Source organism: Mesorhizobium sp. BHscii (assembly GCF_053848065.1).
Genome location: NZ_JBSPKW010000001.1, coordinates 63,992 through 82,439 on the forward strand (window position 1 = coordinate 63,992; position 18,448 = coordinate 82,439).

Consider the following 18,448-nt stretch of genomic DNA (forward strand, 5'->3'; position numbering starts at 1 on the left):
TCATGAAGTGGGGCAAAAGACATGCCGATTACGCTGCTTGACGGAATTCTCGTCGGCTTCACCTTGGTCTCGGCGATGCTCGCCATGGTTCGCGGCCTTTCGCGCGAGATCCTCTCCGTCGTCTCCTGGATAGCGGCGGCGGCTGCGGCGTTCTTCTTCTACCAACCGGTCCTGCCTTACGTTCAGCCCTATGTCGACAATGAGAAGATTGCCATGGTGGTGGCCGCCGGCATCGTCTTCATTGTCGCGCTGATTGTCGTCTCCGTCATCACCATGAAACTCGCCGACTGGATCATCGATTCCAGGGTCGGCGCGCTCGACCGCACGCTCGGTTTCCTCTATGGCGCGGCGCGCGGCATCCTGGTCGTCGCGGTGGCCCTGCTGTTCTTCAACTGGCTGGCCGGCCCCAAGGCTCCGGGCTGGGTCGCAAACGCCAAGTCGCGGCCGCTGCTCGAATCGATCGGCGCCAAGCTCGAAAGCCTGCTGCCCGAGGATCCGGAGAACGCGATCCTCAACAGGCTCAATCCGAATCAGCCGGCACCCGAGACCGGAGCCGAGACGCCTCCGGCGGCGGACGCACCGGCAGCCGGCGACGATGCTCCGGCGCTCGACGGGAGCGCGACCGACGCGCCACCGGCCGACAATGCACCGGCCAATCCGGCGCCGGCAAACTGACGATCATGTGAAAGCCGCAAACTCTACGTTGCTCTCGGGCAGTCATCACACTATATAGCGACTTTAGCGGAGCTGAAGATGGCAGACGCAGACGACGTGCTTTCCGCCGAAGCTGACGATCATTTCCATGACGAATGCGGTGTCTTCGGTATTTTTGGCCGGCAGGACGCCGCGGCTATCGTCACGCTCGGCCTGCATGCGTTGCAGCATCGCGGCCAGGAAGCGGCCGGTATCGTTTCCTATGACGGCACCCAGTTCCATGTCGAACATCATGTCGGCCTGATCGGCGACACCTTCACCAAGCAGCGCGTCATCGACAGCCTGCAAGGCAACCGCGCGATCGGCCACACGCGCTACGCCACCACAGGCGGCGCCGGCCAGCGCAACATCCAGCCGTTTTTCGCCGAGCTCGCCGACGGCGGCTTCGCCGTCGCCCACAACGGCAACCTCACCAACGCCATGACGGTGCAGCGCGCGCTGCAGAAACAAGGCGCGATCTTCTCGTCGACCTCCGACACCGAGACGCTGCTGCATCTGGTCGCCACCAGCAGGGAACGCGATCTCAACTCGCGCTTCATCGATGCGGTGCGCCAAGTCGAAGGCGCCTTCTCGCTGGTGGCGATGACTTCCAAGAAGATGATCGGTTGCCGTGATCCGCTCGGCATTCGCCCGCTGGTGCTCGGCGATCTCGACGGCGCCTGGATCCTGGCTTCCGAAACCTGCGCGCTCGACATCATCGGCGCCCGTTTCGTGCGCGACCTGAAGCCCGGCGAGATGGTCGTCGTCACCACAAAGGGCATCGAGAGCCTGTTTCCGTTCGAGCCGCAGAAGACCCGCTTCTGCATCTTCGAATATGTTTATTTCGCACGCCCGGATTCATCGGTCGAAGGCCGCAACGTCTACGAGGTGCGCAAGCGCATCGGCGCGGAGCTGGCGCTGGAAAGCCCAGTCGATGCCGACATCGTCGTGCCGGTGCCGGACAGCGGCACCCCGGCGGCGATCGGCTTTTCGCAGGCCGCGGGCATCCCGTTCGAGCTCGGCATTATCCGCAATCACTATGTTGGCCGCACCTTCATCCAGCCTGGCGATTCGATCCGCCACATGGGTGTCAAGCTCAAGCACAACGCCAACCGCCGCATGATCGAAGGCAAGCGCGTGGTGCTGGTCGACGATTCGATCGTGCGCGGCACCACCAGCCAGAAGATCGTGCAGATGGTGCGCGATGCCGGCGCCAAGGAAGTGCACATGCGCATCGCCTCGCCGCCGACGCGCGCCTCCTGCTTCTACGGCGTCGACACGCCGGAAAAGTCAAAGCTGCTGGCGTCGCGCATGTCGGTGGAAGAGATGGCCGAGTTTATCCGCGTCGATTCGCTTGGATTCCTGTCGATCGACGGGCTTTACCGCGCCGTCGGCGAGGCCGGTCGCGACAATGAGCAGCCGCAATTCTGCGACGCCTGCTTCACCGGGCAATATCCGACCCGGCTCGCCGACTTCGAAGGTTCGGACAATGTGCGCACGCTGTCGCTGCTGGCGGCGGGCGGGGCGTAGGTCTAGCTGGAACCCGCGAATTTCGCCGGTTTGCAAATTTCGTCGCGATTGCTGTGTCGCGCCCCTCTGTCTGCTGGACATCATAGAGCGCTAACCTTCGGAGCTGCCCGGTGACCCCTGCCCTCGACCTTTCCGGCCGCGTCGCGGTCGTCACCGGTGCCTCGCGCGGCATCGGCTACTTCATCGCCCTGGAACTTGCCGCCGCCGGAGCGCATGTCATCGCGGTTGCCCGCACCGTCGGCGGACTAGAGGAACTCGACGACCAGATCAAGGCAACGGGCGGACAAGCCACCCTTGTGCCGCTCGATCTCGCCGACATGGCCGGCATCGACCGGCTGGGCGGCGCCATCCACGAGCGCTGGGGCAAGCTCGATGTCCTGGTCGCCAACGCGGCGGTGCTCGGCGTCATCTCGCCGATCGGTCATGTCGAGGCCAAGACCTTCGAAAAGGTGATGACCATCAACGTCACCTCGACATGGCGACTGATCCGCTCGGTCGATCCGTTGCTCAGGCTCTCCGATGCCGGCCGCGCCATCGTGCTTTCCTCCAACGCCGCCCATTCGGCGCGAGCCTTCTGGGCGCCCTATGCGGCGTCGAAGGCGGCGGTCGAGACCATGATGCGTTCCTGGGCGCATGAGACCGAAAACTTGGCCCTCAGGGTCAATGCCGCCGACCCCGGCGCCACCCGCACCGCCATGCGGGCGCAGGCAGTGCCCGGCGAGGACCCGGAAACGCTGCCGCATCCCCAGGAGATCGCCAAACGCATCGTGCCGCTGGCCAGCCCTGCGCTTAGGGAAACCGGGCTGATCTTCCAGGCCAGGCACAACCGCTTTGTTGCCTACCGGCAGCCGGAGTAGACGCATCGCGCAATTTGGCGGAAGAATTGCACCGCCACCGACGTTGTTGGAATGCCAAACGTTCGCAAACGGAGGACCACCATGCGCAAGCTGCTTCTCGTCACCGCCGCTGCATCGCTAGCAGCCATCGGCGTTGCATCCTCGCAGGATGCGACAATGAGCTTCTTCGTCACCAGCGTCGGCTCCGGCAAGGGCGCAGATCTCGGCGGCCTTGCGGGTGCCGATGCGCATTGCGGGTCGCTGGCCGAAGCGGCCGGCATTACCGGTAAAACATGGCGCGCCTATCTCTCGACCAGCGACACCGACGCACGCGATCGCATCGGCAAGGGACCGTGGTTCAACGCCAAGGGCGTCAAGATCGCCAACGATATCGCTTCGCTGCATAGCGATGCCAACGCCATCACCAAGCAGACCGCGCTCGACGAAAAGGGTGAAGTGGTCAACGGCCGCGGCGATAAGCCCAACCGGCACGACGTGCTGACCGGCTCCAATCCGGACGGCACGAAAATCGCCGACCAAACCTGCGGCGACTGGATGCTCAGCGGAGCAGAAGGTGCGGCAATGACGGGCCATCACGACCGCATGGGTCTCGACGATTCGGCCGCCGCCAAATCGTGGAATTCCTCGCACGCTTCACGCGGCGGGTGCAGTCAGGAGGCGCTGAGGAGCACCGGCGGCGATGGCCTGTTCTACTGCTTTGCCGTGAACTGAGCTGTTCCAACAAACACAGGACATCGCACGGCTGTGATGCGAACCACCGCCCCGGCCGCGCTTTCGCCGATCGCCCGGAGTTGATAGGATCGCCCGACTGCCACAATAAGCGAGGAAATTTCCATGGCTTCGAGCGTAGCGTTGGTCTGGTATCTGGTGATTGCCGGTCCGCAAGGCGGCATGGTGGTGCTGCCCAGCACGTTCGACACCCGCGAACAGTGCACCTCCGCCATCACCGAATATCAGAAGCAGCCGACGCCGGCCGGCTGGTCGGTGCAGTGTGTGCCGAGCGCCTCGCCGTTCGCCGACGAGGGCGAAAGTGAGTAGCCGGCGGCGCGCGTTTCAGCACTTCGCACTGACCGTCAGTTCCGGCCTGGTATTGATGGTCTGAAACACCACGCAGTAGCGTTCGGTCAGCTTGAGCAACGAGTCGACGCGCTCTTGTGGCTCGTCGGTGTCGAGGCCGAAATTCAGCCGGATGGCGCGGAAACCGACCGGCGCATCTCTTGCCACACCTAAGGTGCCGCGAAAATCGAGATCGCCTTCGGCCTCCACCGTGGCGGCGCCGAGCTTGAACTCCAGCGCCGTTGCCACTGCCTTCAGCGTCACGCCGGCGCAAGCGACCAGAGCCTCCAGCAGCATGTCGCCCGAGCACAATTCGAGCCCCGAACCGCCGGTAGCCGGATGCAGACCGGCAACGGCGAGCGCCCTGCCCGTCTCGACCTTACAGGCGATCGACTGGTCGTCGATCGAGCCCTTGGCCCGAAGCGTGATCAGCGCGCGCGATGCGTCATCGCGATAGGCCTCCTTGAGCGGCGCCTGCATGGCCTTCAGTCCCGTGGCGTCCATCTCGAATCCTTTCGACCGTCATTTTCATCGCTCGTCACGATACTCGAATGGAACCGGTACGGGCTAAACCTCGATTTCATGACATTTGGATCGGAGTGACAAGCTGTCCAGACATTGCTGCGTCGTCAGACCTGATGACTTTTCATGCGACCTGGGGGCGCCCACGCGATGACGCCGTCCGTCCGAGCCCGTACCTCGGGTGAGGCCAGGCACGTGGCGACGGCCTCATAGCCGAGAGTGCCGGGGTACAGGGCAACGTACGTTGGAGGACTGTGATTGGCGGGCAGAGGATGGCACGCGCCTGCGCGATAATGGCCGACACACCGAGCCGGCCGGCGGCTTCGGATGCGTTCAGGAACTGGGCGGAAGAGCCCATGAATCACCTTGTTGCTTTTGACCGCCTTTCTATCGGGGCTGACTCAGGGGCCGAGTCAACAGTGATGTTCACGGCGTGCTCCGCCGGGAGCCGTGCGATAGTCACTTCGTATCGAACTGACGCATCGGCTTGATGAGATGAATCGAGTTGCGCAACTAAGTCCTGTTCAGCCGCATTGGCCGGACGGGATACCCAGCCGCCAACCCTGCCCTAACGCAAGCTCACCGCTGGCGTAGCGCCGCGCAGGGTTTCGCCCGTGTAGCGTACGCCGTGGCCCTGATCGTCGCGGCCGCCGTGCTGATCATCGGCAACGATGCGGCAACCACTACTGACGGTACGGTGTCAGGACAAGGCAGCATAGTCTGGCGAAATGACGGGATCCCTAAGCATGCCAGGCACCACCGACACCGCCGCCGAGCGCACCCTTGGCATCATCCTGGTCTCGGCGTCGGCGGCAGTGTTCGGCCTCACCGGCGTGTTGACCAAGTCGATCCATGCCGACCCGCTGACCATCACCTGCTGGCGCGGCTTTGTCGGCTCGATCCTGATCACCCTCTATGTGCTTTGGCGGCGCCGCCGCTCCGGCAGGCGTGAAAGCCTGCGCCTCGGCTGGCGCGGCTGGCTGTTGGCGGTCGAGGGCGCGCTCGCCAGCATCGCCTTCATCTCGGCGTTCAAGTTCACCTTCGTCGCCAATGTCGCGATCATCTACGCCACCGCACCGTTTGTCACCGCGCTGCTTGCCTTCGTGCTGGTTCGTGAGCGCTTCCGGCTGCAGACGCTTGCCGCCGCCGCCGTGTCGCTCTGCGGTGTGGCGATCATGGTCTGGTCCGGCTTCGGCACCGGCCATCTGTTCGGCGACGGGCTGGCGCTGCTGATGACAATCGGCAGCGCGCTCTACATGATCATGGTGCGCGCTTTCCGCGACACGCCTGTGGTGTGGGCCGGGGCAGTGTCGGCATTCCTTTTGTTCGTGCTCGGCTGGTTCGTCACCGATCCATTGGCGGTCTCAGCCAGAGACGCAGCGCTGCTCGTCGCCTTCGGCATGTCGTTCGCGCTGGCCTCTATTCTGTGGACCGAGGGCGCGAGGCTCATCCCGGCCGCCGAATCCGGCCTGCTGGGCTCGGCTGAGGTACCGTTCGCGATCCTGTTCGCCTTCGCGTTCCTGGCCGAGGTCCCGCCTGCCGCCAGCATGATCGGCGGCGCCATCGTGCTCTGCGCGGTGTTCGCCCATGCCGGGCGCGACTGGCAGGCGGCGAGGCAGCGTTCTGCGGGTGAAAAATCTGCCCCTGAAATAAATTTATAAAGTCATGGAACCATCATCGGGTTCAGGCATTGTTTAGGCCGACGGGTCATCCCAAGTCCCCCAAACCCCTCGGCCCGTCTAACCTATAGCCGACCGCAAGGTCGGCTTTTCTTTTGCGAGAGTTCTTTTGGTACGACGGAAGAGAGATCCTCACTGAAACGGCTCGGCCAGATCTTGCGGCTCTAGTAGCGCCAAAAATACCTCCGCATTGACGTTGAGCCCACTTCGTCTAGGTTCTCATCGAAGCGGTCAGAAAGAGCCGCGACGTGAAAATCTGTTGGGAGAGACGCGGCATGATCCTGACACTGGCGCTGCTTGCGGGGCTCGTCGCGGCCTGGCTGCTGATCGGCGTGGTGGAAAAATTCCGCCGCGGCCTGCGCTTCACGCAGGCGCTGCTTTACGTACCGTTCAAGCTCGCCTATCGGGTTGCCGACGGCCGCATCAACATCGCCCGCAACACAGCCGCCCCGGTCATCTACGTCATTTCGCACCAGTCGCGCCTCGAACCGGCGCTGATGCTGTCACTGCTGCCGGAAGATACGCTGCACATTCTCGACCAGGCCTCCGCCAAGTCACCCTGGCTCGAACCATGGCGCGAGCTTGGCCGCACCATCGCCTTCAACGCCGAGCATATCTTCGTCAGCCGCCGGCTGGTGCGGGTGCTCAAGGGCAAGGGCCGCCTTGCCGTCTATTTGCCGGACGCGGTCGAGCCGGATATCAAGACATTTCGCCTGTTTCGCGCCGTTACCCGCATTGCCATGCAGGCCGATGCCCGCATCGTGCCGATCTTTGTCGCCGGCGCGCGCACTCTGCCGGTGTCGCTGACGCCGGCGGACAAGGCGCCGCGGCGCTGGTTTCCGCGCCTGTCGATCAGCGTGCTGGAGCCGATGACCATCGCCGAGCTGGTGGCGCGAAACCCTGATCAGTCCTCGAACACCAATGCGCTGTTCGACCGTTTCGCGGAAGCCCGGCTTTTCGGCAGCGATCTTAATCGCGGCCTGTTCCTCGCCATGCGCGACGCCGCCGACCGAGTCGGCGCCTCGCATCCTATCGTCGAAGACGTGGTCAGCGGCACGTTGAACTACAGAAAGCTGTTCATCGGCGCGCGGGTGCTGGGCCGCCGCTTCGAGGCGGTGACGGCGCCGGGCGAAGCGGTTGGAGTGCTGCTGCCCAACGCCAACGGTGTCGTGCTGTCGCTCATTGGCCTGTTGTCGGCGAGCCGGGTGGCGGCGATGATCAACTACACCGCAGGCCGGGCCAGCGTCACCGCCGCCGTGCGCACGGCGGAAGTCCGCACCGTGGTCTCGTCGCGAGCCTTTATCGACAAGGCCAACCTCGCTGACATCGTCGCGGCGGTGGAAGAAGGCGGCGCCAAACTGTTATGGCTGGAGGACGTGCGGGCCAGCGTAACCGTGCTGGACAAGCTCGCTGCCGCCTTGCTATGGCGCTGGCCGCTGCAGCCGCAGAATGCGGCCAAGCCAGCAGTGATCCTATTCACCTCAGGCTCGGAAGGCACGCCGAAGGCGGTGGTGCTGTCGCATAGGAACCTTCTTGTCAACGCCATGCAGGCCGAAGCCCGCATCACTATCTCGCCGGCCGATATCCTGCTCAACGTGCTGCCGGTGTTCCACTCGTTCGGGCTCACCGGCGGCACCATCCTGCCGCTGGTCACCGGAGTGAAACTATTCCTCTATCCCTCGCCGCTCCACTACAAGCTGATCCCCGAGGTCGCACGCAAAGCAAGGCCGACCGTCATGTTCGGAACCGACACGTTCCTCGCCAACTATGCGCGCACCGCCAAGGACGGCGATTTTTCCAGCCTGCGCTTCATTGTCGCGGGCGCCGAGGCGGTGAAACCGGAGACACGCCGCGTCTATCGGGAGCGCTTTCAGGCCGAGATCATCGAGGGTTTCGGGCTGACCGAGGCGTCACCAGTCGTTGCCGTCAATACCGCCATCCACGGCCGCGACGGCACGGTCGGGCGGCTGTTGCCGGCCATGCGCATGAAGCTCGAGCCGGTCGAGGGCATTAGCGGCGCCGGACGGTTGTGGCTCGACGGGCCGAATTTGATGATGGGCTACATGACATCAGATCGGCCCGGCGAATTGCAACCGCTCGACGGCTGGCACGATACCGGCGACATCGTTTCGGTCGACCGCGAAGGCTTCATCACCATTCGCGGCCGGGCCAAGCGCTTCGCCAAGATCGCCGGCGAGATGGTGTCGCTGGGCGCAGTCGAGATGCTGGTGCAGTCGCTATGGCCGGAAGAGCACCACGCTGTGGTGGCGGTGCCGGACAGGCGCCGCGGCGAGCGCATCGTGCTGGTCACCACCGCTGATGAGGCCGATCCCGATGAATTGCGCAAATTCGGCAGACAAGCCGGTGCCGCCGATCTGATGGTGCCGAACGACATCGTCAAGGTCGAGGAAATCCCGGTGCTGGGTTCAGGCAAGACCGACTATGTCGCGACCCGTAAACTGGCGATTGAACGACTGGGGCTCAGCGCGGCAGCTTAACGCTTAGAGCGCTTTGCGTTTTGGTGGTGGACCCAAAACCGCGCTCTAACTCTTTGTTTTAACGCGTTTACCGGACGCCAAACGAACACGTTTGGCTGCAAATCTCTAGAGGACCACGACCGACAACAGCAGGATGAACCCGACCGCTATCATCAGCAGGCCCGGCCAGTTCTGCGACAGGCCGAGGAAACCGAGCCCGCGCCGCCGCGGCTCAAGTGTCGGACCTGGCGTTGCGAGCTCTGGCGTCGAGCGATCCGGCGCCGCGCGAACAGGTGCCGGATCGCTGAGCCGCCCACGCCTTAAGGCCGCGCCAGCCATGTACACAACGCCAGCGACAATGAGCAACGCACCAATGAGGACGACAGCCATTTCTCCTCACTCTTCTTCGGCTCCTGCGCCGGGCACAGCAACTGGTTGGTAGCGAGACGTTTCGCGAGGTCGCCCGCTGAGACAGAACGGTCAAGATACCCGGCAGGTTCCCGCTAAAGCGGGATGCGTCCAAATTGAACTGGAAATCCCGCTCCATTTATTTGTTTTAGCCGCATTTCTGCGACGCCAAGTGATTCCACTTGCTGCAAAATGCTTGCGGTGACCGTCGGAGCGAATTGGCGGCAGGTCTGTCAGCCGATGTCTGAAGGCGGCACCTTCTCGCCTTCGCGCTTGGCGCGCTTTGAATACGCGCGGATGCTGAACGGCAGGAACAGCAGATAGCCGGCAACCGACGCCGTCAGCGTGTACCAGGGATAGGTCATCAACAGCAGGATGTAGAGAACGACGCCGAGGATGATCGGCAGCACCTTGTCGCCCGGGACTTTCAGGCTTTTTCCGGAATAGACCGGCAGCCGGCTGACCAGCAGGAAGGCTACCAGAACGGTGAAACCGGCGGCGATGAAGGCGGCAGGGCGGGACGGCTCCACGCCAAGCCGCAGGAAGAAGAGATAAAGCGGCAGCATCACCAGCACGGCGCCCGCCGGCGCCGGCACGCCGACGAAATACTCAGTCTGCCACTGCGGGCGATCAGTTTCTTCGTCGAGCACGTTGTAGCGAGCGAGCCTCAGCCCGCAGGCGATGGTGAACAGGAGCGCGGCAATCCAGCCCGGCGAGCCGGCCTGGTCGAGCAGGAAGGCATAGAGCACCAGCGCGGGTGCGACGCCGAAATTGACGATGTCGGCCAGCGAATCCATCTGCGCGCCGAATTTGGACGTCGCCTTCAGCATCCGCGCCAGGCGGCCATCGATGCCGTCGAGGAAGGCAGCGAGCAACACCATCACCACTGCCGGCTCGAAACGGCCTTCGAAGCCGAAGCGGATGCCGGACAGGCCGGCGCAGATGGCGAGCACTGTGACGAGATTGGGCAGCACCATACGCATCGAAATTTCACGGATGCGCGGACCGCCGCTGCCATGCGCCTCGAATTTTTTGAACGGCGCGCCCACGGCTCAGGACACCCGCACGAGCGGCGTTGCAGCAATGCCGCCGAATTCGGCCAGTATGGTTTCACCGCCGACTGCGGTCTGGCCGACGGCGACACGCGGCGTTGCGGTCGAGGGCAGGAATACGTCGACACGCGAGCCGAAGCGGATCAGCCCGAAGCGCTCGCCGATGCCGATCGTGCCGCCGGTTTCGGCCCAGCAGACGATGCGCCGCGCCACCAGACCGGCGATCTGCACTGCGGCCACCGTGCCGTTGGGGCTTTCGATGACCAGACCGTTGCGCTCGTTGTCGGCGCTGGCCTTGTCGAGTGCGGCGTTGAGGAACTGGCCTGGCCGATGCTCTATCCTTGTGATGCGGCCGCGCACCGGAGCCCGATTCACGTGGCAGGAAAAGACGTCCATGAACACCGAGATGCGGGTCATCTCGCCGCCACCGAGGCCAAGTTCGCGCGGCGGCACTGCCGGCCCGACCGCCGTGATGATGCCGTCGGCCGGGCTCACCACCAGCCGGTCGTCGACAGGCGTGACGCGCTCGGGATCGCGGAAGAAATAGACGCACCAGGCCGTCAGGATGAGGCAGACCCAGAACAGGATCGACGAGAAATAGCCGAGGAAAAGCGTCACCGCTGCGAACGCAGCGATAAACGGAAAGCCTTCGCGATGGATCGGAACGAACGTTTTCTTGATCGTGTCGACGAGGTCCATGGGATGGGAACAGCCCTAGTTTCAGGTCCGGCTTCAATAGCGGAAACACCCTGTGGCCGCAACGCAACAATGGAGAAAGGCCGGCTCGGCTATTGATCCCGTTCACCGTCGATGGGACGCATAACAGCCGAGGACGACGCCGCCGTTACGCGGACGATGAGAGAGGTGGATCGACGCGTACGGCGCATTGAGCCGGTTCACGCGGCCAATCCTAATCTGGTCACGCAAAAAACCGCCGTCGCCGGCCCCCACCTGTCGGGACGGAGCACTCTCGCCCGTCCTTGGCAGGACAGCCCGTTAGCCGTGACGATTCGCGCAACCTGGAGGTTCTCGGTCCATGCAGAAATCAGCAGCCAAAGAAGTAAATGTCGTGATGAACGGTCTGGCATTCGGCGAGTCGCCGCGCTGGCATGACGACAGGCTTTGGTTCTGCAACTGGGGGACCGGCCAGATCGTCGCCGTCGATGCCGACGGCAACAGTCAAGTCATGCTCACCGTGCCGGCCACCCTGCCCTATTCGATCGACTGGCTGCCGGACGGCCGCCTGGTCGTCGTCAGCGGGCGTGAGGGGCTGGTGCTGCGGCAAGAACCAGACGGTACGCTGGCCACCCACGCCGATCTGCGAGGTCTTTCAACGAGCCCTTGGAACGAGATCGTCGTCGACGGGCGCGGCAACATCTACGTCAATGGCGGCGGACCGGCGCCGGCTCCTGGCCAGCATTTCGGCCCCGGCACCATCGTGCTCATTGCGCCGGACGGGTCGGTGCGGCAGGTGGCGGACAAGATCGCCTTCGCCAATGGGATGGCGGTGACGCCTGACAACAAAACATTGATCGTCGCTGAATCGCACGCCAACAGGCTAACCGCCTTCGACATCGCCGCCGATGGCAGCCTCGCCAACCGGCGGCGATGGGCCGACCTCGGCAACGGCTTTCCCGACGGCATCTGCCTCGATGCCGAGGGCGCGGTCTGGTATGCCGACGTCCCCAACCGGCACTGCGTGCGCGTGCGCGAAGGCGGCGCAATGCTCGACAGCGTCGATGCCGATCGCGGCTGCTTTGCCTGCATGCTCGGCGGTGCCGACGGCAAGACACTGTTCATCGTCGCCGCCGAATGGCGCGGCTTCGAACACATGATCAGCGATGCCCGCACCGGCCAGGTGCTCAGCATCGAGGCTTCCGCGCCGGGCGCCGGCTGGCCATAAGGGCTACGACACCTCGGAGGGGCGGCGGCGGACAACGACGCCGAACTCGTCGCGCTCGCGAGCAATGCGCAGCCGCTCCTCGGCCTCGGTTGCCTCACGCTGGCGGTCCCACATCGACGCGTACAGACCAGCCTTGCGCATCAAGGCGGCATGCGTGCCGCGCTCGGCGATCTGGCCGTCCTGCAGCACGATGATCTCGTCGGCCGAAATCACCGTCGACAGCCGATGGGCGATGACGATGGTCGTGCGGCCCTTACTGACGAGGTCGAGCGCCGCCTGGATCTCCTGTTCGGTATGGCTGTCGAGAGCCGAGGTCGCCTCGTCGAGCATCAGGATCGGCGGCGCCTTCAAAATGGTGCGGGCGATCGCCACACGCTGCTTCTCGCCACCGGACAGTTTCAGCCCACGCTCGCCGACCATCGACCGGTAGCCGTCGGGCAGACGTTCGATGAACGGCCCGATCTGAGCGAGTTCTGCCGCCTTGCGCACATCCTCCTCGCTGGCATCGACGCGGCCGTAGCGGATGTTGTAGGCGATGGTGTCGTTGAACAGCACGGTATCCTGCGGCACCATGCCGATCGCCGCGCGCAGGCTCTCCTGCGTCACGTCGCGAATGTCCTGGCCATCGATCAGAATCTTGCCGCCCTGGATGTCGTAAAAGCGGAACAGGAGCCGCGAAATGGTCGACTTGCCGGCGCCCGATGGCCCGACAATGGCAACCGTCTTGCCGGCCGGCACTTCGAAGCTGATGCCTTTCAGGATCTTGCGGTTGGGATCGTAGGAAAAGTGCACGTCGCGGAACTCGACCTTGCCGGCGCCGACGACCAGCGGCTTGGCACCCGGCTTGTCGACGATCTCCTGCGGCACATCGAGCAGATCGAACATCTGCTCGATGTCGGTCAGGCCCTGGCGGATTTCGCGATAGATGAAGCCGATAAAGTTGAGTGGAACCGAAAGCTGGATTAGCATGGCGTTGATGAAGACGAAGTCGCCAACCGTCTGCGTACCAGCCTGCACCTCCAGCGCCGAAAGGGACATGACGATAACCGTGCCGAGACCGAAGATGACGCCCTGGCCGAAGTTCAGCCAGCCGAGCGAGGTCCATATCCTGGTGGCGGCGGCCTCGTAGCGCGCCATTGAACGGTCGAAGCGCTCGGCTTCCATGCTCTCGTTGTTGAAATATTTAACCGTCTCGAAATTGAGCAGCGAGTCGATCGCCTTGGTGCTGGCGTCGGTGTCGCTGTCGTTCATGTCGCGGCGAATGACGATGCGCCAGTCGCTCGCCCTGATGGTGAACCAGATGTAGAGCCAGACCGTCACCGCCACCACAGCCACGTATTTCCATCCATAGGTGACGGCGAAGATGCCCGCTGTCAGCGCGAATTCGAGGATGGTCGGCAAGGTGTTGAGCACGGTGAAGCGGACGATCGTCTCGATGCCCTTGGTTCCGCGCTCGATGATGCGCGACAGGCCGCCAGTGCGGCGCTCGAGATGGAAGCGCAGCGACAGTTGATGCATGTGGATGAACGTGCGGAAGGCGAGCTGGCGCACCGCATACTGTCCGACGCGGGCAAACAGCGCGTCGCGCAACTGGTTGAAACCGAGTTGCACCAGCCGCACGACATTGTAGGCGATGACCAGCATGACCGGCGCCAGCAGGAAAGCCGGCAGCGGCGGCACCGACTTGGCGTCACCAGCCAGCGCATCGGTTGCCCATTTGAAGAAATAGGGGCCGGCAACCAATGTCAGCTTGGCGACGACCAAAAGCACGGTCGCCCACACCACCCGTGCCCTGAGGTCACCACGGTCGGCCGGCCACATGTATGGCCAAAGATTGCGCAATGTCTTGAAGGTCGAACCGGATTCAGCGGAAACGGTTTTTTCGGCCATTTTTATCGCCTTTTTCTTATATCTTACTGCTTGACCGCCATCTTTTCCGAAAACCGGCTTCCACTTTTCGCTGACGCGGTCCTTCGATTCGGGACCATGATCTAGCGGCCGGAGCAGCACGAATTGACGAGCGCGGCCAGCGATGCGGAAACATTGGCGAGCGCATCGCTGTCGACTTCATAGCGCGAGCGTTGCCGGTCCGGCTTGTAGCGGACGAGCCCGGCGTCGACCAATACCCTCAGGTGCTGTGAAACCGTGGACTGCGCCAGGTCGAGATGGTCGACGACCTCCCGGCAGCAGCAGGAGCGGCTGGCCGAAAGGTGCCTGAGGATCTCGATCCGGGCCGGATGCGAAAGCGCGGCGAGCTTCGCGGCCACGGACTGGCTGTCGGCGAAGCCGCAAGTCTTCTCGGTCAAGGGAGCATTCATCGTTTATCGGCGATAGACGATGAACGAGCTTTCCGCAAGAGGGCGGAAAGAAGAAAAAGATTTCTAATCAGCCTTCGTCGGCGCCGTCGTCATCTGGTCGCCCATCGCCTTGAGGTTGGCGGCTTCGCCTTCCTGCGATTTTTCCGGGACCTTGAACACCTGCCCCGGCCAGATGCGGTCGGGATTCCTGATCTGATCCTGATTGGCGAGGTAGATGGTCGAATAGCGCACGCCTTGGCCATAGACGCGCCGCGAGATCTGCCACAGCGTATCGTGGCGGCGGATAATAACGGCGCTGTCGGCGTGTTCGAGCTTCGGCGCCGCGGTCTCGGGAATTTCAGCCGATGTGGCGGCAACTGCGGGCGCTTCGGCTCCGATTGCAGCAGGCGCGCCAGCGGCGGAGGATGGCGTGGCAGGCTTCTGCTCGACGGGCGCCACGGCGGCGACCGACTCGCCCGGCTCGCGCTCGAACGGCACGGCGGCGCGGGCCAGCACCTTTGCCCCGTCGGCATCGAGTGCGTCGACATGGATGGTGTAGGTGCCAACGGGAATGCTGCGCGTCGCCTCGACCAGGAAGTGGCCGTCTGGCGAAGTTTTCGCGTCGCCGAGCAAGATATCGTTGGCATAGGCGCGCACCTTGCGGCCGGGATCGGCGAGCCCGGCGACGAAGATCTTGTTGCCGTCGATCTCGATGGCTTCGACGACGATCTTTGGCCCTGCAGCTGGTGTCGCCGGTGCGACAGCCATGTCCGGAGCCGGCGCGGGGGCGACTTCGGCAGTGGCCGGCGCCGTGGCAGCCGGTGCGCCTGGGGCCGGTGCTGCGGCAGCGGGGTCCCCGGCAGCGGAGTCCTCGGCAGCCGGGGCGGCCGCCTTGTCGCCAACAGGCGCATCAGGCTTCTTCTCGGGTGTAGGAACGGTGAGCAATTCGGAGGCCTTGCCCGGCTCCTCGATCATCGCCAGCACCTGGCCAGCAGGACTCTGGGGAATCGAGACGATGGCTGTCTGCGCCGAGGGGGTCACGACATTGCCGGTCATTGAGCGCAGCGCGATCGTGTAATCGCCGGGTTTCAGCGGATCGTCGAGAACGATGGCAAAAGCACCATCGGCGCCGGCGACCGTCGAGCCGAGAACCGTCGAACCGTTGAGAATCTCGACCTTGGCGTTGGGTGCGGCATTGCCGGCGACGACGATAGAGCCCTTGATCTCGACCCGAACAATATCGAAGGTCGGCGCGATCGCATCGGCAGTGGCCGGCGCTGCCGGTGCCCCCGCATCTGTGGCCGGCGCGGGAGAAACCGATCCATCGGTCCCCGGCTCGGCCGGCTTCTCCGCCAGCGGCGTCAGCGATGCCACTTCCGCCGGTGGCGCGCGATTGAGATACGGGTCGAGCGCGCCCGACACATAGGCGGTTCCGGCCGCGGCGACGGAGCCGCCGACGGCGAACAAAAGCGCCTTTACTGGATTAATTGTCATATTTCCCTGCCCTTAGCCACCTAATGCCGGTCTAGCCTGTTTTGCCCAAACCGACAAGAAAAAGGGGGCCGACAAGAAAAAGGAGGCCAGCAAGAAAAAGCCCGCCCGGGCTTGACCGCGAATAAAGACCCAATCACCAATCATCTCATGAACACGATTCGATCCATCTGCGTCTATTGCGGCTCGTCTCCAGGCCGCGATGAAACCTATGCCAAGGCCGGACACCTGCTTGGGCGTTCGATCGCCAAGTCCGGCCTGCGTCTGATCTATGGCGGTGGCACCAGGGGCATCATGGGAGCCGTTGCTGAAGGGGCGTTGCGGGCCGGCGGAAAGGTGACGGGCATCATACCGCGCTTCCTGATCAACAGGGAGGCCACCGAAACCGCGCTTAACCGGCTCGACGAGCTCGTGATCACCGACAACATGCACGAGCGTAAACATACGATGTTCGAGAAATCCGACGCCTTTGTGGCGCTGCCGGGCGGCATCGGCACGGTCGAGGAAATCATCGAGATCATGACCTGGGGCCAGCTCGGCCATCATCGCAAACCGATCGTCTTCGGCAACGTCGGGGGATTCTGGGACCCGATGCTGGCGCTGCTCGACCATATGATGGCCGAAGGCTTCATCCACACCGCGCAGCGGGTCAAGCCGCTGGTGGTCGACGATCCGGAAGCGATCGTCGCCGCCATCATAGTCGCCGGATCATCGGTCGACGCACCGACCGAAGGTGTGCAGTCGGTAATCGACAAGCTTTAGGGGAGTAAAGGCAGTAGGGCAGTAGGTAGTGAATGCCGCGCTTATGAAGCGCGATCCTACTCCCCTACTCCCCCCGCAAGTCGGCGACTTGCCCGACGGACCCGCCAGATGACATTGCCGACATCGTCGGCGACGAGCAGTGCGCCGGTCCGATCGATAGCAACGCCGACCGGACGGCCCATCGCCTTGCTATCACGCCCGATAAAGCCAGCGAGCACATCTTTTGGAGGACCGCTCGGTTTACCATCGCGGAACGGCACGAAGATCACCTTGTAACCGCTGAACACGCTTCTGTTCCACGAGCCATGCTGGCCGACGAAGGCGCCGTTGCCGTAGGCCGGGCCGAGCGACGTGCCTTTGGAGAAGGTCAGTCCCAGCGAGGCGGTATGGGAACCCAGCGCATAATCGGGCTTGACCGCCCTCGCCACGAGATCGGGGCGCTGGGGCTTGACGCGTTCGTCGATGTTCTGCCCGAAATAGCTGTAGGGCCAGCCGTAAAAAGCGCCGTCACGAACCGAGGTCATGTAATCCGGGACGAGATCGTCGCCGATCTCGTCCCGCTCATTCACGGCGACCCAAAGCTCGCCACTTTCAGGGTTCCAGGACAGCCCGTTCGGGTTGCGCAGCCCTGACGCGAAGACCCGGGTGCGGCGGGTCGACCGGTCCACTTCAAGGACGGCGGCGCGGTTCTTCTCCGCGGCCATGCCGTTTTCTCCAACGTTACTGTTGGAGCCGACGGTGACATAGAGCTTGCGTCCATCCGGACTTGCGATCACGTCCTTGGTCCAATGATGGTTGAGATCTCCGGCCGGTAAGTCGACGATCTTTTCCGGCGGCGTTGTGGCTCGGGTCTGGCCATTGGAGTAGGGGAAAGCGACGAGCGCGTCGGTATTCGCTACATAGAGCCTGCCTTTGGACAGCGTCATACCGAACGGTGAATTGAGGCCTTCTGCGAACGTCCTGCGCACATCCGCAATGCCGTCGCCATTGGTGTCGCGCAGGAGCGTGATGCGGTTGGCGCTTTTGGTCGCGGCCCCGGCGCGCTTCATAGCCAGGTCCATGAAGACCTTTCTAAGGCTGAAGCCTTGGTCATCCTTGGCAGGAGCATTGGTTTCGGCGACCAGCACGTCGCCGTTCGGAAGCACGTGCAGCCAGCGCGGATGGTCGAGGCCGGTGGCGAAGGCGTTCACCATCAGCCCCCGAGCCGGGGTTGGCATGCCACCTTTCTGCCAACCCTTCGCCTCGGCGATGTTGATGGTCGGGATCAGCGTCGGTCTTGGTTTCGGTAAAGTGGGGTTGGGGCCATAGCCGGTCATTGCCCCCGTTTTCTGCGCCGAAAAGCCAGCGCAGCTCGCCATGACGGCTCCTAATACAGCTATGAGTACGCTTCGAGGGAAGCCGGCATGCATCGGACGTCCTCCGCACGGATTTGCGTCGTGCTCTTTACGTAAACGCGAGTCAACGACGTATTATTCCAAACTGGCTCCAATAACGGCGTTCGCAGGCGCGCCTCGGGTAACCGTCAAAACCGTCACACGAAACCGGTTCGCCCGTGCTAGTGATCACAGTCTGGTCGTCGCCGCGCGGCGGCGTATTCGAGACACTGGGGACGCGACCATGAACATCACTCTCAACCCGGAAGGCAGCGACCTGTCGCCTATCTGCCAGACGAGCACGGGCTGTTCTTCGTCTATCACTTCACCGCCGAAGGCGCGAGAACC

At 63.5% G+C, this 18,448-nt stretch carries 17 protein-coding genes; 9 read left to right on the top strand and 8 right to left on the bottom strand.

Going from position 1 to position 18,448, the window contains the following annotated elements; genetic code table 11:
- Positions 1-21 precede the first annotated feature (21 nt).
- From ACWTU7_RS00335 to ACWTU7_RS00355, 5 genes are all read left to right on the top strand, one after another.
- On the top strand, positions 22-675 hold the full coding sequence (locus ACWTU7_RS00335; RefSeq protein ID WP_455837288.1) for a CvpA family protein: 654 nt from the start codon (positions 22-24) through the stop codon (positions 673-675).
- A gap of 78 nt (positions 676-753) precedes the next feature.
- Positions 754-2,223, top strand: a complete 1,470-nt coding sequence (purF, locus tag ACWTU7_RS00340; RefSeq protein ID WP_029354408.1) for an amidophosphoribosyltransferase — start codon at positions 754-756, stop codon at positions 2,221-2,223.
- Positions 2,224-2,333: 110 nt separating this feature from the next.
- The gene (locus tag ACWTU7_RS00345) at positions 2,334-3,080 is read left to right on the top strand and encodes an SDR family NAD(P)-dependent oxidoreductase (protein ID WP_455837289.1); all 747 of its coding nucleotides are present in this window, start codon (positions 2,334-2,336) and stop codon (positions 3,078-3,080) included.
- Between the two features lie 81 nt (positions 3,081-3,161).
- Positions 3,162-3,791 carry a hypothetical protein gene (locus tag ACWTU7_RS00350; RefSeq protein WP_455837290.1) on the top strand — a complete coding sequence of 210 codons (630 nt, stop codon included), beginning with the start codon at positions 3,162-3,164 and terminating at the stop codon, positions 3,789-3,791.
- A gap of 123 nt (positions 3,792-3,914) precedes the next feature.
- Entirely contained in the window at positions 3,915-4,118 is a 204-nt protein-coding gene (locus tag ACWTU7_RS00355) for a hypothetical protein (RefSeq protein WP_029354411.1), read from the top strand.
- Between the two features lie 15 nt (positions 4,119-4,133).
- Here the strand turns inward: ACWTU7_RS00355 and ACWTU7_RS00360 are convergent, their stop codons facing one another.
- On the bottom strand, positions 4,134-4,640 hold the full coding sequence (locus ACWTU7_RS00360) for an OsmC family protein (RefSeq protein ID WP_029354416.1): 507 nt from the start codon (positions 4,638-4,640) through the stop codon (positions 4,134-4,136).
- 764 nt (positions 4,641-5,404) lie between these two features.
- Here ACWTU7_RS00360 and ACWTU7_RS00365 point away from each other — a divergent pair.
- Both ACWTU7_RS00365 and ACWTU7_RS00370 read left to right on the top strand, forming a co-directional pair.
- The gene (locus ACWTU7_RS00365) at positions 5,405-6,319 is read left to right on the top strand and encodes a DMT family transporter (RefSeq protein WP_095519621.1); all 915 of its coding nucleotides are present in this window, start codon (positions 5,405-5,407) and stop codon (positions 6,317-6,319) included.
- A 293-nt stretch (positions 6,320-6,612) separates the two neighbouring features.
- Positions 6,613-8,835 (top strand): AMP-binding protein, encoded by a 2,223-nt coding sequence (locus ACWTU7_RS00370; RefSeq protein WP_455837291.1) that lies wholly within the window; start codon positions 6,613-6,615, stop codon positions 8,833-8,835.
- 105 nt (positions 8,836-8,940) lie between these two features.
- Here ACWTU7_RS00370 and ACWTU7_RS00375 read toward each other — a convergent pair whose 3' ends face one another.
- From ACWTU7_RS00375 to ACWTU7_RS00385, 3 genes are all read right to left on the bottom strand, one after another.
- On the bottom strand, positions 8,941-9,204 hold the full coding sequence (locus ACWTU7_RS00375; protein WP_095519623.1) for a hypothetical protein: 264 nt from the start codon (positions 9,202-9,204) through the stop codon (positions 8,941-8,943).
- Between the two features lie 251 nt (positions 9,205-9,455).
- Positions 9,456-10,271 (bottom strand): CDP-alcohol phosphatidyltransferase family protein, encoded by an 816-nt coding sequence (locus ACWTU7_RS00380; protein ID WP_455837292.1) that lies wholly within the window; start codon positions 10,269-10,271, stop codon positions 9,456-9,458.
- A 3-nt stretch (positions 10,272-10,274) separates the two neighbouring features.
- Positions 10,275-10,973 (bottom strand): phosphatidylserine decarboxylase, encoded by a 699-nt coding sequence (locus tag ACWTU7_RS00385; RefSeq protein WP_287330597.1) that lies wholly within the window; start codon positions 10,971-10,973, stop codon positions 10,275-10,277.
- Positions 10,974-11,310: 337 nt separating this feature from the next.
- Here ACWTU7_RS00385 and ACWTU7_RS00390 point away from each other — a divergent pair, with 337 nt between their 5' ends.
- Positions 11,311-12,177 (top strand): SMP-30/gluconolactonase/LRE family protein, encoded by an 867-nt coding sequence (locus tag ACWTU7_RS00390; RefSeq protein WP_029354427.1) that lies wholly within the window; start codon positions 11,311-11,313, stop codon positions 12,175-12,177.
- 3 nt (positions 12,178-12,180) lie between these two features.
- Here ACWTU7_RS00390 and ACWTU7_RS00395 read toward each other — a convergent pair whose 3' ends face one another.
- From ACWTU7_RS00395 to ACWTU7_RS00405, 3 genes are all read right to left on the bottom strand, one after another.
- The gene (locus ACWTU7_RS00395) at positions 12,181-14,067 is read right to left on the bottom strand and encodes an ABCB family ABC transporter ATP-binding protein/permease (protein ID WP_455837293.1); all 1,887 of its coding nucleotides are present in this window, start codon (positions 14,065-14,067) and stop codon (positions 12,181-12,183) included.
- Positions 14,068-14,168: 101 nt separating this feature from the next.
- Positions 14,169-14,495: an ArsR/SmtB family transcription factor gene (locus ACWTU7_RS00400; RefSeq protein ID WP_029354431.1), complete on the bottom strand. Its 327-nt coding sequence runs from the start codon at positions 14,493-14,495 to the stop codon at positions 14,169-14,171.
- Between the two features lie 63 nt (positions 14,496-14,558).
- Positions 14,559-15,968: an Ig-like domain-containing protein gene (locus ACWTU7_RS00405; protein ID WP_455837294.1), complete on the bottom strand. Its 1,410-nt coding sequence runs from the start codon at positions 15,966-15,968 to the stop codon at positions 14,559-14,561.
- Between the two features lie 147 nt (positions 15,969-16,115).
- Between ACWTU7_RS00405 and ACWTU7_RS00410 the strand changes: the two genes are divergently transcribed.
- Positions 16,116-16,727, top strand: a complete 612-nt coding sequence (locus ACWTU7_RS00410; RefSeq protein ID WP_029354434.1) for an LOG family protein — start codon at positions 16,116-16,118, stop codon at positions 16,725-16,727.
- A 56-nt stretch (positions 16,728-16,783) separates the two neighbouring features.
- On the opposite strand, the gene ACWTU7_RS00415 is transcribed toward ACWTU7_RS00410, so the two are convergent.
- Positions 16,784-18,136 carry a PQQ-dependent sugar dehydrogenase gene (locus ACWTU7_RS00415; RefSeq protein ID WP_455837295.1) on the bottom strand — a complete coding sequence of 451 codons (1,353 nt, stop codon included), beginning with the start codon at positions 18,134-18,136 and terminating at the stop codon, positions 16,784-16,786.
- Positions 18,137-18,448: the final 312 nt, after the last annotated feature.

Excerpts from the sequence above, each read along its gene's own strand:
- ACWTU7_RS00335 (WP_455837288.1), top strand. The coding sequence starts at position 22 with ATGCCGATTACGCTGCTTGACGGAATTCTCGTCGGCTTCACCTTGGTC.
- purF (WP_029354408.1), top strand. The coding sequence starts at position 754 with ATGGCAGACGCAGACGACGTGCTTTCCGCCGAAGCTGACGATCATTTC.
- ACWTU7_RS00350 (WP_455837290.1), top strand. The coding sequence starts at position 3,162 with ATGCGCAAGCTGCTTCTCGTCACCGCCGCTGCATCGCTAGCAGCCATC.
- ACWTU7_RS00355 (WP_029354411.1), top strand. The coding sequence starts at position 3,915 with ATGGCTTCGAGCGTAGCGTTGGTCTGGTATCTGGTGATTGCCGGTCCG.
- ACWTU7_RS00360 (WP_029354416.1), bottom strand. The coding sequence starts at position 4,640 with ATGGACGCCACGGGACTGAAGGCCATGCAGGCGCCGCTCAAGGAGGCC.
- ACWTU7_RS00365 (WP_095519621.1), top strand. The coding sequence starts at position 5,405 with ATGCCAGGCACCACCGACACCGCCGCCGAGCGCACCCTTGGCATCATC.
- ACWTU7_RS00370 (WP_455837291.1), top strand. The coding sequence starts at position 6,613 with ATGATCCTGACACTGGCGCTGCTTGCGGGGCTCGTCGCGGCCTGGCTG.
- ACWTU7_RS00375 (WP_095519623.1), bottom strand. The coding sequence starts at position 9,204 with ATGGCTGTCGTCCTCATTGGTGCGTTGCTCATTGTCGCTGGCGTTGTG.
- ACWTU7_RS00385 (WP_287330597.1), bottom strand. The coding sequence starts at position 10,973 with ATGGACCTCGTCGACACGATCAAGAAAACGTTCGTTCCGATCCATCGC.
- ACWTU7_RS00390 (WP_029354427.1), top strand. The coding sequence starts at position 11,311 with ATGCAGAAATCAGCAGCCAAAGAAGTAAATGTCGTGATGAACGGTCTG.
- ACWTU7_RS00395 (WP_455837293.1), bottom strand. The coding sequence starts at position 14,067 with ATGGCCGAAAAAACCGTTTCCGCTGAATCCGGTTCGACCTTCAAGACA.
- ACWTU7_RS00400 (WP_029354431.1), bottom strand. The coding sequence starts at position 14,495 with ATGAATGCTCCCTTGACCGAGAAGACTTGCGGCTTCGCCGACAGCCAG.
- ACWTU7_RS00405 (WP_455837294.1), bottom strand. The coding sequence starts at position 15,968 with ATGACAATTAATCCAGTAAAGGCGCTTTTGTTCGCCGTCGGCGGCTCC.
- ACWTU7_RS00410 (WP_029354434.1), top strand. The coding sequence starts at position 16,116 with ATGAACACGATTCGATCCATCTGCGTCTATTGCGGCTCGTCTCCAGGC.
- ACWTU7_RS00415 (WP_455837295.1), bottom strand. The coding sequence starts at position 18,136 with ATGCATGCCGGCTTCCCTCGAAGCGTACTCATAGCTGTATTAGGAGCC.